Origin of the sequence: Bacillus cereus group sp. MYBK5-2 (assembly GCF_051915685.1) — a bacterium.
GTDB classification, from domain to species: Bacteria; Bacillota; Bacilli; order Bacillales; family Bacillaceae_G; genus Bacillus_A; species Bacillus_A cereus.
This window is the reverse complement of the sequence record NZ_JBQAFE010000001.1, coordinates 1,440,589-1,453,673: the sequence shown is the minus strand read 5'-3', so window position 1 is coordinate 1,453,673 and position 13,085 is coordinate 1,440,589. Positions and strand designations below refer to the sequence as shown.

The following is a 13,085-nucleotide window of genomic DNA, read 5'->3' as shown; positions in this document are numbered from 1 at the left end:
AGGTTTGTAAAGAGTAAAAAACGACGAGTTATGCCCGTCGTTACTTTCATTCATCCTCTTCATCAAAAACTTCATCAATCATACATTTCTCTAATAAATACTCAAATGTAATATCTGCGAGATCTTCAATTTCTTCTCGTTTTGGGACGTACCCTCTTTCAATTAGTTGCTCATAAAAAAACTCCGCAATCTCTTCCGTATCAATCACGACTTCAATTTCCTTCATGAGCATCACTCCTTTATTTCTGTTTTATGAAAAAATCTCAAAATTATGTATATGAGATTAGAAAAATAGATTTTATTTTTTTATAGGTCATAAGCTTTGGACGAGATGCATACGATTGTAGTACAAGCTATTCAAAGGGGGAAATAATAATGGAAAATCAATATGAAGTAGGACAAACAAAAGAAGAGTTCATGCATGAAGATCAATGGGCAGACTCTCTTATAAAGTGGCTTTTTATTTTTTTAATAGTTGTAGGCATACCTTATACTGCATATGTTGTTGTTCAATTTATTCTCTCTTTCTAGTTAACTATTTTTTCTCTGTCAATTTAACTAAATAATTATGAACAACATCCATTACAATTTTATATTCTTCATCTTTAAATGTATCGAACAATAATTGATAATCGTTATAAATATCAAGTAATCCATCAATGATTTCTTGACGATTCGTCTTAACACTCACTTTTTTCGAGTTGTTAATTGACTTTAACTTTCCTAAATCTAATTTATTCATACCTGCTTTATCTTGTTTCATTTTCTTCAAAATTGCATTTGCCGTTTGAGCATTGGCGAGTAACGTTAAATCTGATTCATCCGCTTCTAACCATTCACCATCCGTAATCCGTGACAATTCATAAATTGTATCTTCCCATGCGTCATTCTTATATCTCCATACTTCTGTACGAAAACCAACAATACGGAAAACATCTTTATCATATCCAGTTACTTGCACAAGATCACCAAACGTGAAATTATAATTTAATTCAATCCACTCCGTATCGCCCTTTTTCATATCTTGCTCTGTAACGTGCTGCAATGTTTGCTCTACGTAAAACCCATCGTGATTATTGACTTCGTATACATAAACTCCATCTAAAACCTTCATATTTGTAATTTTCCCAACGGTTCCATATAGCGTAATCACGACTATGTCCCCTACGTTGTATTTAGGTTGTTTTTTTCTTGCCATCTCTATCTCTCCTTTTTTTGACGTCGTGATTTTGATATCAGTATATGCAACCTACATAAAAACGCTTATCACAGAAGCTTATATTCATAAATTTTTTCAATAAAAAATATAATCTTATAAAATTTACATTGCACTCAAAAAAAGCTAGTAACTAGACTAGCTTCAAATCAACAAATTTCATAATAAAAAACATACAGAATACTTCACTTTAAATAAAGTAATGTATTCTGTATGTTTTCAAATAGTTTTTATCTATCTTGTATGTATAAATCCCAGGCTTCATCAAATATAGACATACTTTCTAGCATTCCGCTCAACTCTAAGTATGAACTAATTTCATCATAGTCTTCAGATTGCTTCGGAAAACTTAAATCATCATACATCGCCTCTGCTAAATCTGAAATTTCATTTCTAAATAAAGCTGCACGATGCTTCATCATATAATGGTAAAATGTCTTTTTCAAAAATATTCCCTACCTTTCTAACTTGGGTACATTATACAAGGCAAAAAAGAAAAAAACCAGCATAAAAGCTGGTTAAAAGTCGAAATAATTTCTTTTTAATAGACGCGGTCTTCCCATTAATTCTTCATATGTTAGTTGTTTTGGTAAATCTTTCGTGTAAATTAAGAATAATTGATCTTCAATTTCTTTTACTGTATGGTCTGATTGATAGTCCATCCCGCACGAGGAACAAGAAATACATGGTGTCTCTTGGATTTCAATGGCTTTCGTACCATCTGGTAATTCCCAATATACAGTATTCAAGCTTTCTTTCGCTTCTGTACTGTCACACCACATACAATTCATACTGCATCACCCTCAGTTTTTTTGTCGTTTTCTTCTAACTTAGCCATTTGTGCTTGATATTTTTTATCTTTTAATTGATCGCGCTTATCACGTTTATCTTTTAAAGATGCATGAGTATCATTATCTTCGTAGTCTTTACGACGGTTCATACGCTGTAAGTCGTCTGGAACGAGGTTAAATTTCTTATCGCTCATAAGACCTGCGATACCAACATCTGAACGTTTTTCTTCGTAGTTCGGATAAATCTCTTTAAAGTATCCTTCCGCTCTTCCTGGAATATAGCTCTCTGGCTCTGGATACGTCGTAATAACACCTTCAAAGTTACGAAGTACAACTTTATCTGCACTTTGTGAGATTAAATAGTTTGGCTGAAGTGCAATTTTACCGCCTCCACCTGGCGCATCAACAACGAATGTCGGAACAGCATAACCAGATGTGTGTCCACGTAAACCTTCAATAATTTCAAGACCTTTAGATACTGGTGCACGGAAGTGACCGATACCTTCAGATAAGTCACATTGATAAATGTAGTATGGACGTACACGGATTTTTACTAAGTCATGCATAAGTTTTTTCATAATTGGAACGCTGTCGTTAATACCAGCTAAAATTACTGCTTGGTTTCCGACTGGAACACCAGCATTCGCTAACATTTCACATGCCTTTTTCGATTCTTCAGTAATTTCAATAGATGTATTGAAATGTGTATTTAACCATACTGGATGGTATTTTTTAATAATGTTACATAAGTTTTCTGTAATACGTTGTGGGAATACTACTGGTGCTCTCGTTCCGATACGAATAATCTCAACATGCGGAATCTCTCGTAAATTTTTTAATACATATTCTAAAATTTTATCGTTAATTAGAAGTCCGTCACCACCGGAGATTAATACATCTCGTACTTGTGGCGTTTCACGAATATAAGCAATTGCATCATCTAATTGTTTCTTCGGTACACCCATTCCAATTTGTCCACTAAAACGACGACGTGTACAGTAACGACAATACATAGAACATTGATTTGTTACTAAGAATAGTACACGGTCCGGATAACGATGTGTTAGCCCTGGAACTGGTGAATCTTCGTCTTCGTGAAGTGGGTCTTCTAAATCATATTTTGTTTTATATAACTCTTCCGAAATCGGTACTGATTGCATCCGAATCGGACAGCGTGGATCATCAGGATTCATTAGCCAAGCATAGTACGGTGTAATGTTTAACGGGATCGTTTTCGTTGAAATTTTAACGCCCTCTTCTTCTTCAGGTGTTAAGTTAATCACTTTTCTTAAGTCATCTAACGTTTTGATCGTATTCGTTAATTGCCAAACCCAATCATTCCATTGCTCTTCAGTAACATCTTTCCATAATTCGATATCCTTCCAGTGACGATTTGGTTTGTATACATCATGTAACATTGCTATTCCCCCTTTTTATACGCTCATTCTTTATATAAGCAATAGTTATGCCAACTTTACATTGTTGATAAGTAAATGTGCGGAGAACCCTATTACATAAGCGAAAAAATATTTTTAAGCGTTGTATGAAATCAATACTTAACATCATATTCATTACTTTTTATATATGTAAACGCTCTTTTATTGGTGCAAACACACAAAAACCGCCGATTATTCGGCGGTTTTGTCGTACTTGCTCAGTTTATATTGAAGCGTTTGACGAGGGATACCCAACATTTTTGCGGCTTGTAATATATTCCCTTCCGTTTCAATCAACGCTTGATCTATTAATTCTTTTTCTGTTTGATGAAGTGCTTCTCTAAGTGGCATTATACCCTTCTTCTTCGAAAACTTCTCTTTCCGAAATGTACGTGGTAAACAATTGGCTGTTAATGTATTCCCTTCTGCAATAATAACAGCATGTTCAATCGTATGTTTTAACTCCCGTACATTTCCAGGCCACTGATAAGCTTGCAGTCTATCTTTCGCTTCCTCATCAATTTGAAGTACACCTTTTTTATAACTTTTATTATATTCTTTCAAAAAATAAGATGCTAATAATAGTACATCCTCAGTTCTTTCACGAAGCGGTGGGATATATAATGAAAATACGTTTAAGCGATAATATAAATCAGTGCGAATTTTATTCTCTCGTAAACATATTTCTGGAGGCTGGTTCATCGCGGTAATAACACGAACATCTACTTTTCTCGTCTTATTATCACCAATTCTTCTAATGACTCCATCTTCTAACACTCGTAACATTTTTGCCTGCAAATCAAGAGGCATTGAATTCAGTTCATCTAAAAATAATGTACCACCATCAACAAGTTCAAATAGCCCAGCTCTTTCAATCGCTCCCGTATAGCTTCCTTTTGTCGTTCCAAACAATAAACTTTCTAATAGCGACTCTGGTAAAGCTGCACAGTTTTGTGCAATAAATGGCTTGTTTTTTCTTTTAGAAGCTTCATGAATTGCTTGTACGAACAGTTCTTTTCCCGTTCCTGTTTCACCATATATTAAAACATTCGCGTCTGTTGGTGCTACTTTTTGTGCTAACTCTTTCGTCTGTTTAAACCGCGTATCATTTGTCACTATCGTCTCAAATGCAGCGTGCTTTTTAATCACTTTTTTTCTAGATGATCGCTTTATTTTCGACTGTAAGTCAACAATTGTGTCAGTAAGCTTTTGAATTGTAGAGTAATCCTTTGCAATTTCAACAGCCCCAGCAATATTCCCATCTATAAAAATAGGTAACGTCGTATTTACTGTACAAACATCTTCACCATTTAAATTTTGATAATGTTGTACCTGATGTACGATAGGTTTTTTTGTATCTAGTACTTTCATCAATGTACTCGTTTCCCTTGATAAAGACGGGAACGCTTCTAACAGATGTTTCCCTAACACTTTTTCAATCTTCGATCCATCGTGTTTTGCAGCTACAGAATTATAAAATATTGTAATTCCATTTTCATCTACAGCGTGTATAGCCTCATCAATACTGCCCAAAATCGCTTCAATGACTTCTTGTGTCGAAACTGCTAGCAATGTCATCCCCCCTCTTGCCGAAAATCCAGCAATTACATGCCGAATTTTCGGCACACCTATGTGCGATTGTAAGCATGACGATTCCGTTCTATAATTTTAATCAATTTTATATTTTCATTAGATAACTCGAAACTCTAATTAGTACGGCTTTTTCAAACACCCAGCTCCACCTAACTGTTTTGCTTTACAGCCAAATTTTGAGGCGGAAGTTTTACTGCTTTCGAATAGCTAGATAGATCTTTCACCCATATATTCATATCTTCCAACTTATCGAAAATGTAGCAATTATTCGCCAGTCTTCCTGTATACGTATAGCCTAATTGATGAAAGGCAGCATTCATTCCGAAAGAAAGCGATCGAGCAATTGTATAGGAGCAGAAAATAGATCTTTCTTGAAGTTCTTCCTCTAATTTAATTAGTAAACTTTTCATAAATCCATGTTTACGGTATTCAGGTAAAGTAGCACAATTCGTTAATTCTGCATTCCCTTCCTTTATGTTCATTTCTGCAGATGCTGTACTAATAATTTTCCCCTCAAATTCATACACGTAGTAAATTGTATCGTCTTCTTTCATCGTCTGTAATACATAACTCGCTTCATTTAAAGGTGTCGGATACACTTCAAATACTTTTCCGAATACAGTTGCTAATTCTTCTGCATCTTCTTCAGTCGCTTTTCTCAGCAAAAATTTCTCTGGAACTACTTTTTCTTTTATTTCTTTTCCTTTTACACCGCTTAATATAGTATCTTCCTCAATCCAATGCATACTATTTCGTCTTTCATCATTATTATATTTCACAAAAAAGTATGCATCGTTTCCTTGAAAATAATGAGGTATCGTTGCTTCCAACAAAAAACCGAAAGAGAGCCATGTTGAAACATGCTCTCCCTTTCCTTTAATAATACATTTAGTGAAAGAATGTTTCTCTGCTAGTTCGTCAATTGTCTGTATAATACTTTCAACATTTCCTGTATAGTGATCTACCCGAATACGCTTATTAAAATAATCTAAAACACCTTCTACTGTATAACAATTCGTCTGTTCTCTAAAAGATTCATAGTATTTCATTTTTTCACCTCACACCAATCTAGTAATGTACATGCAATAATTTTTGCGGCAGCTATCATTTTATCAACTTCTATATATTCGTTTGGATAGTGTGCTACTTTCGTCTCTCCTGGACCAAATACTATTGTTGGTACGTTTGCAATTTGTGTAAATAAACCTCCATCAGTCCCCCACGGAGATGCTTCAATAATTGGTTCGTTCCCTTCGATTTCAACAAAGTTGTGATGAAGTGTCGTAATGAGTTCATGATTCTCTTCTAGTTCACCAGGAACCCATCTCGCTCCAAACCATTCTACTTCTACTGGATTTTCAACAAACCAATTGTCCACATCATTTAATTCAGCAATCCAATTCTCAAACTCTTCTTTTGCCGCCTCTATAGTCTCATTCGGCGCAACACCGCATCTTCCTTCTAAAATTAATTCATCGGGAACAGAACTTGGCCAACTCCCTCCTTCAATTTTCCCAATGTTAATTGGAATTGGAATCGGAATTTCTTTAAATAACGGATCTGTAATTCGACTATTTCTTTTCTCCTCTAGCTTTCTTACATGTTCTATAACAAACATACTTTTTTCAATTGCACTAACCCCTTCATAGCGCGTTCCACCGTGTGCAGCTTTCCCTTTTACACGTAGACGAAACCACATGGAACCTTGTTGTTTCGGGAAAAACTTCATATTAGTAGGCTCCGGAATAATGACACCATCTGCCTTATATCCTCGTAATATAGTTGCCAATGTCCCTGCTCCGCCACTTTCCTCTTCTATTACACTTTGAAAATAGATGTCTCCTTTTAATTCAATGTTAGATTCAATAATCGCTTCCATCGCAAGCATAAGTGCGACATTTCCGCCCTTCATATCCGTCGTTCCACGGCCATATATACGATTTCCGATTTTCTCACCGCTATAAGGATGATGTTCCCACTGATTCACATCCCCTTCTGGAACTACATCAATATGCCCATTCAATATCATAGATTTCCCGTCGCCACTTCCTTTTAAAGTTGCTACAATATTTGGGCTATCTGAAAAACTTGTACGGGGTGATACAAAATAAGGATGATCTTTCATTTTAGAAAAAGAAGGCTCCCATATATCGAGCTCTAAACCTAATTCACGTAATTTTTCAATCACAATTGCCTGCGCACCGCTTTCATCACCAGATACGCTCTTTTCTTGAATTAATCGTTTTAAAAATTTCACACTTTCCTCTTCATGGCTCTCAATATAATCACAAACTTGCTTTTTTAATTGCTCCATATATTACATCTCCCTTCATTCAATTACTAGTAAGTTAGAACTAATTTGAAAATCAGCTTCTGTATGTCGTTTTATATCTTCTACTGTGTATGGGCTCATTAATTCTTGTAATATAAGTCCACTCGGAGTTACCTCCATGACTGCCATATCAGTAATAATTAAATCTACACATTTCTTTGAAGTTAATGGCAATGTACACTCTGAAACAATTTTTGCATTTCCGTACTTATCAACATGATTCATTACAACAACGACCCGCTTCGCTTTTTGTGCTAAATCCATTGCTCCACCAATACCTGGAACACGTTTTCCAGGTACAATCCAGTTTGCTAAATCACCATTTTCACTTACTTGTAATGAACCAAGAATCGTTATGTCTAGCAAACCTTTTCGAATCATCCCAAACGCTGTGCAGCTATCGAAATAACTCGCTCCTGTTATAAGAGAAGTTGGTAAACCTGCTGCATTACACAAATTTTCATCTTCATTCCCTTTACTTGGCGTTGGTCCCATGCCGACGATTCCATTTTCCGCATGAAACATAACATTTATGTCGTCAGGCAAATGATTTGGTACAAGCGATGGTATGCCAATACCTAAATTTACAATCATACCATTTTGTATTTCTTTCGCCGCACGCCTAGCAATCTTATCCCTCACTTCTACGCCCATACCCATTTCCAGTTCACTCCTTCCGACGGTACAATATAATTTACGAAAACACCTGGAACGACAATTTCCTCTGGATCTAAACTTCCAAGCGGGACTATTTCTTCTGCTTCTACAATTGTTATATCCCCAGCCATAGCTACATGGGGATTCATATTTCGTGCACTTTTGTCAAATACAAGATTACCAAACGGATCTGCCTTTTTCGCATATACAATTGAAACTTCAGCAGTTAATGCTGTTTCAACTAAGTAGGTCTTACCATTCATTTCAACTGTTCGTTTTCCCTCTTCCACAATCGTATCAACACCAACATCAACTAAAACACCACCAAGACCAACGCCACCAGCGCGAATACGCTCTGCTAATGTTCCCTGCGGAGAAAACTCAATTTGTAATCTTCCCTCGTTTAGTTGCCTTCCTGCATTTGGATTGGAGCCAATGTGAGAAGTAATTATTGATTTAACTCTTTCATTTGTAACAAGACGACCGATACCTACATCAGGAAATCCAGTGTCATTTCCAATTAAATTTAAATTTGTAACGCCTTTTTCTAAAATTGCCTGTATTAAAGATGGAGGGGATCCAATCCCTCCAAATCCCCCAAACATCAATGTCATATCATCATGGAACAAAGAAATTACTTCCTCAATTTCTTTTAATTTACCGAATGTATTTGTAATAGTTGTCATGCGATACTATGCCCTCCTTTTTGCATCATCTCTTCCACACTTTTAGAGAAAATTGAAAGTAATTCATCTAACTCGGAATATGTAGTTGTCATTGGCGGTGCTACAAGCAGTGCACTATCTTCTTTTCCTGCTTGCCCTGAAACTGCTTGGTATAAAAGCAGACCATTTTTAGCTGCAACTGAAATAAGCTCTGACGCTTTTGTAAACGGTTGCAATTCTACTCCGATTAGCAACCCTTTTCCGCGCACATCAGCAATGATTGTCGATTGTTGCTGAACTTTCTGTAAGCCTTTTATTAAATACTCTCCCTTTTCTGCTGTTTTTTCAGGAAGATTATATTTCTCCATATATTCAATAACAGCTAAAGCCGTTGCTGCAGACAATGGATTTGCACTTAACGTATGACCGCTCATTACTGAACGTGATCCACGTAATATTGGTTCCATAACACGATCACTTACAACTGTCGCTGCCATCGGTGTATATCCCGCTCCTAACCCTTTACCAAGTGTCATAATATCCGGCTCTACGCCCCAATGCTCCATCGCAAACCATGCTCCAGTACGACCAAGCCCAGTCATTACTTCATCCGCAATAAATAAAATATCGTAATGGTCGCAAATCTCTTTAATGACTTTATAATAGTCTTTCGGCGGAACAACCGCGCCTCCAGCTGCTCCGATAATCGGCTCAGCAATAAAAGCAGCGATATGCTCTGCACCAATTCTTTCAATTGATCTTTCTAGTTCAGTCGCACATGCCAGCTGACAAGTTGGATATACCTTTTGAACAGGACATCTGAAACAATATGGAGCTGGTATAGTCGGATAATCTTCCAAAATAGATACGAAACGTTGTCTACGTAGTGGATGCCCAGACATCGATAAAGCACCCATCGTAATACCGTGATAACTCATCCATCTTGATAAAATTTTATGTTTCCCTTGAATACCTCGCTCTTGAAAATGCTGAATTGCAATTTTCATAGCTGTTTCATTCGCTTCCGTACCACTATTTACAAAAAAACTCCAGTTCAAATCTCCTACACTTAAATCACTTAACTTCTTCGCTAATTTTTCAGCTGGTTCACTCGTAAACTGTGATCTATAAACGAAAGCAATCTCCTCAGCTTGCTTTTTAATAACGTCTGCAATCTCCTTTACGCCATGCCCAATACCTGCCGTAATTGCTCCTGACGAACCATCAAAATATTTATTGCCATTTTGATCATACAAATAAACACCTTTTCCATGTGAAATCATTGGATACGGCTGACCAACAAGTGGCTTAATTAAGTAATCGCGCATAGCGCTCCCCCATTTCTCCAATTTGTATATATATATGAAGAAAATTGACGTTTCTTTCATAAAAAAGAATCCTCTGCAAAAGCAGTGAATTTATCAAAAAACTATTATAAAATATACAAATGAGTGCTTAAAAATCTTTATAAAACAGAAAATTCAGAACTAAAAACGAAGACCAACCCTTTTCTATACGCCCAAATACCCCTCCCTTTTATATGAAATGACTACATCACCAAATGTTTTTATAGCATAATGCCAGCTGTCCTTAAATGCCGACATTCTGTACACTTCGACGGAACTCCCGTTAAACTCCTTCCTATTATCCTACTTTAAATTGCATATTTTAAAACAAATTTCGACACCCACCTTACTAATCAATTCAGATTCCTATTCATTATGTAAACTTTTCAGTTTTAAACTATAAAAAAAGAACCGATTAACCACACTAATCAGTTCGTCATGACGCTCTCTTATGGGTTAATACTGTCAATTGCTAAAATAAATAGAAAAATGAAGTTTACAAATTCATCCTACAGCCTATAACACAAAACCTTTTCATAACTTCATTCACAATTACTATCGGGATATCCCTATCCCGAAGTGGCACTCCTTTCCTCAGATTCAAAGTATCTTTCCTTTATAATTTATGTAGGACAATTATCACTTTGTATGTGTATTTGCCTATAATTTAAAAAATCCCTAGTTTTCTAGCGATTTTTGGACATGTATTCAATATGTTAATTGAAATGCACTTTCAATTTGGCATTTATTTTACTTTCGTACAGTCATATGTACTGCCTTACTCTGCGAAATTCTCGTAAGCGCCAGCACCTCTTTATGAAAACATATTTGTTGTCAATTTTTAATTTTCCCTTTATAAAATCATTTTTTTTGCATAACCGCTTTCTTGCTTCGCATATAGTTTTAATGATGACAAAGGAGGAATGTTCATGTCTCAATCTGAAATCGAAAAATATGGACAAGAAGTTACACAATACGAACAACTCGCACGTTACTATCAGTTTCGTAATCCTAAAAAATATATAGAATTATATATGAAATATTACGATGCACTATCAAAACTTGTACAGGCGTATGAAACAAGAGACTCACAAGAAGCTGCTTTACCGTCACATATAAGAATTTTTCATGCCGATCCAAATATACCAGCGGTTGACATTTTAGTAAACGGACAAACGGTTATTAAAAATATTTCATTTAAGCAATTCAGCCCTTATTTATCATTAGTGCAAGGTAAATACCGTATAGATATTGTTCCTGTCGGAAATGAAACTCCAATCTTTTCAGCGTTGGTACCAATAATGGGAAATCATACTTATACTCTCGCTGCAATAAATAGTGATAATCACCTACAATTACAGCCTATACTTGATAATACACATTTACCAGCTGGTCAAGCCAAAATACGGTTTGCACATTTCTCTCCAGATACCCCTGTTGTAAACGTAGATTTAAAAGATGGGGATCATTTATTTGAAAATGTACTCTTTAAACAAATAACAGATTTTTTGCAAGTTAGCCCTGGTACAGCAGATATTGAAATTTCACTCGCAGATAATAAAAACGTTTTATTGACTATACCGAAATTCAATGTTGAACCAAATGTTATTTATACAATTTCAATAGTAGGTTATTCAACTAAAGATCCTAAATTAGAAGCCCTTATACTCACAAATTAAAACAGTCTACACCATTCATTTGGTGTAGACTGTTTATTTTTGAAATGCAATTTGAAATTCTGTCCAATCGTTATCTGATCGACACATAATGGATCCATTATGTTTTTCCACAATTTGTTTACATACAAATAATCCAATACCAGTTCCTAACTTTTTAGTAGTTACAAATGGTTCAAAAATCGTTTCTACATTTTCAGCTGGAATCATTGGTCCATTATTTTTTATCACAATTCGAATAGCTTGATCTTCTTCAAATACATCAATGATAATTTTTCGTTCTTCTTTCATTGATTCAAGAGCATCAATTGAATTCATTAATATGTTTAAAAATACTTGCCTCACTTCACTCCGATAACCAACAAGCGGAATTGGATACGGTAAATTCTTTTCAATCAAAACATTCGCATTGACCAAACTCGGATATAAGAATTGTATAATGTCTTGAAACAAGTCATTAAGCCAAAACCGTTCCGATTCATTCCACATTTCTTTTTTCGATACGAGTAAAAATTGCGAAATACGAAAATTTAATTGATCTAATTCATGCGAAATAATATCTAAATACGATAAACTCGGATGATCCGCCTTTAATAATTTAACAAACCCCATAATGGAAGTAAGCGGATTACGAAATTCATGTACAAAACTAGCTGACATTTGCCCTAAAATCGTCAGCCTTTCTTTATGTGTTTCGTTAATATATTGCTGTTTTTCCTCTAAATTCTTCGATATAATTTCCGAGTATTTTAAAACGGTATAATAAATTAATTTGTCAAAACAAGTATGTATTTTTGCCATAATTGGTTTCAATTCACGAGCGCTAACATCTAATTCACACATCGCTTCGAAAAGTTCATTTCTTCCCACGTTTGCGTTATAAACAAAATCTCCAATATTCGCATCTGCTCCAGCACGTTCAATAGCAATTTTCTCACATAACGGTTGAAGATAATTTATATCTTTATCTTCCATAGTAAGTTCGATAATTAACTCTAGTAAATCCTCTCCATTTTGAACTACTTCTAGTTTAAATGGATCTTTTTCGGAAATTATCATTTTGTTTTTCCAGTTCTCTACGAATTGGTGCCTATTGTTTTTCAAGTGTGAACAAAATATTTCTTTAATATCCTTATCGATTGGAAAAACCTCCATTCCCTCCATTTCCATACGACGAATACCCTTTATATTTTGAATATTAACACAAAAAATACGATTCGTTAATAGATTTTTGTCACATTTTGTTAATTTCTGTTGATAAAATTATTTTTTCTTTCTTATTTAACTAATTGTATACAAATCCCCTTTTTCCTTCACATATTTTCATTATTTCCGTAATCAAAACGACTTTTTTTTGCATCATTTTTAATTCT

14 protein-coding genes are annotated in these 13,085 nt (G+C 35.1%); 2 read left to right on the top strand and 12 right to left on the bottom strand.

Annotated elements, in window-relative coordinates; genetic code table 11:
* Positions 1-46: 46 nt before the first annotated feature.
* A complete protein-coding gene (locus tag ACTFP3_RS07740; RefSeq protein WP_000658451.1) occupies positions 47-226 on the bottom strand; it encodes a YozD family protein in 180 nt (59 codons plus the stop codon).
* Between the two features lie 149 nt (positions 227-375).
* Here ACTFP3_RS07740 and ACTFP3_RS07735 point away from each other — a divergent pair, with 149 nt between their 5' ends.
* Complete coding sequence (locus tag ACTFP3_RS07735; protein WP_000431486.1) at positions 376-531, top strand: DUF3930 family protein; 156 nt, start codon at positions 376-378, stop codon at positions 529-531.
* A 4-nt stretch (positions 532-535) separates the two neighbouring features.
* Here ACTFP3_RS07735 and ACTFP3_RS07730 read toward each other — a convergent pair whose 3' ends face one another.
* The 10 genes from ACTFP3_RS07730 to ACTFP3_RS07685 form a co-directional block, all read right to left on the bottom strand.
* Complete coding sequence (locus tag ACTFP3_RS07730; RefSeq protein WP_000101499.1) at positions 536-1,198, bottom strand: hypothetical protein; 663 nt, start codon at positions 1,196-1,198, stop codon at positions 536-538.
* A 248-nt stretch (positions 1,199-1,446) separates the two neighbouring features.
* Positions 1,447-1,662, bottom strand: coding sequence for a YozE family protein (locus ACTFP3_RS07725; protein WP_000750717.1), 216 nt, complete (start codon positions 1,660-1,662; stop codon positions 1,447-1,449).
* A gap of 72 nt (positions 1,663-1,734) precedes the next feature.
* Positions 1,735-2,007: a YokU family protein gene (locus ACTFP3_RS07720; RefSeq protein WP_000995763.1), complete on the bottom strand. Its 273-nt coding sequence runs from the start codon at positions 2,005-2,007 to the stop codon at positions 1,735-1,737.
* Entirely contained in the window at positions 2,004-3,425 is a 1,422-nt protein-coding gene (gene ablA / locus ACTFP3_RS07715) for a lysine 2,3-aminomutase (protein ID WP_000902142.1), read from the bottom strand. Before ablA ends, ACTFP3_RS07720 begins: the two co-directional genes overlap by 4 nt.
* A gap of 210 nt (positions 3,426-3,635) precedes the next feature.
* A complete protein-coding gene (gene rocR, locus ACTFP3_RS07710; RefSeq protein ID WP_011110073.1) occupies positions 3,636-5,021 on the bottom strand; it encodes an arginine utilization transcriptional regulator RocR in 1,386 nt (461 codons plus the stop codon).
* A 164-nt stretch (positions 5,022-5,185) separates the two neighbouring features.
* Positions 5,186-6,085 carry a putative beta-lysine N-acetyltransferase gene (gene ablB / locus ACTFP3_RS07705; RefSeq protein ID WP_061113374.1) on the bottom strand — a complete coding sequence of 300 codons (900 nt, stop codon included), beginning with the start codon at positions 6,083-6,085 and terminating at the stop codon, positions 5,186-5,188.
* A complete protein-coding gene (locus ACTFP3_RS07700; protein ID WP_000436698.1) occupies positions 6,082-7,350 on the bottom strand; it encodes a peptidase in 1,269 nt (422 codons plus the stop codon). Before ACTFP3_RS07700 ends, ablB begins: the two co-directional genes overlap by 4 nt.
* 15 nt (positions 7,351-7,365) lie before the next feature.
* Positions 7,366-8,028 carry a CoA transferase subunit B gene (locus ACTFP3_RS07695; RefSeq protein ID WP_000525277.1) on the bottom strand — a complete coding sequence of 221 codons (663 nt, stop codon included), beginning with the start codon at positions 8,026-8,028 and terminating at the stop codon, positions 7,366-7,368.
* Positions 8,013-8,711, bottom strand: a complete 699-nt coding sequence (atoD, locus tag ACTFP3_RS07690) for an acetate CoA-transferase subunit alpha (protein ID WP_000208102.1) — start codon at positions 8,709-8,711, stop codon at positions 8,013-8,015. The genes ACTFP3_RS07695 and atoD overlap by 16 nt, the downstream gene beginning before the upstream one ends.
* A complete protein-coding gene (locus ACTFP3_RS07685) occupies positions 8,708-10,018 on the bottom strand; it encodes an aspartate aminotransferase family protein (RefSeq protein ID WP_042866874.1) in 1,311 nt (436 codons plus the stop codon). The genes atoD and ACTFP3_RS07685 overlap by 4 nt, the downstream gene beginning before the upstream one ends.
* Before the next feature lie 947 nt (positions 10,019-10,965).
* Here ACTFP3_RS07685 and ACTFP3_RS07680 point away from each other — a divergent pair.
* Positions 10,966-11,715 (top strand): DUF4397 domain-containing protein, encoded by a 750-nt coding sequence (locus tag ACTFP3_RS07680; RefSeq protein ID WP_000083285.1) that lies wholly within the window; start codon positions 10,966-10,968, stop codon positions 11,713-11,715.
* 33 nt (positions 11,716-11,748) lie between these two features.
* Here ACTFP3_RS07680 and ACTFP3_RS07675 read toward each other — a convergent pair whose 3' ends face one another.
* Positions 11,749-12,882, bottom strand: a complete 1,134-nt coding sequence (locus ACTFP3_RS07675; RefSeq protein WP_000425086.1) for a BA2291 family sporulation histidine kinase — start codon at positions 12,880-12,882, stop codon at positions 11,749-11,751.
* Positions 12,883-13,085 lie beyond the last annotated feature (203 nt).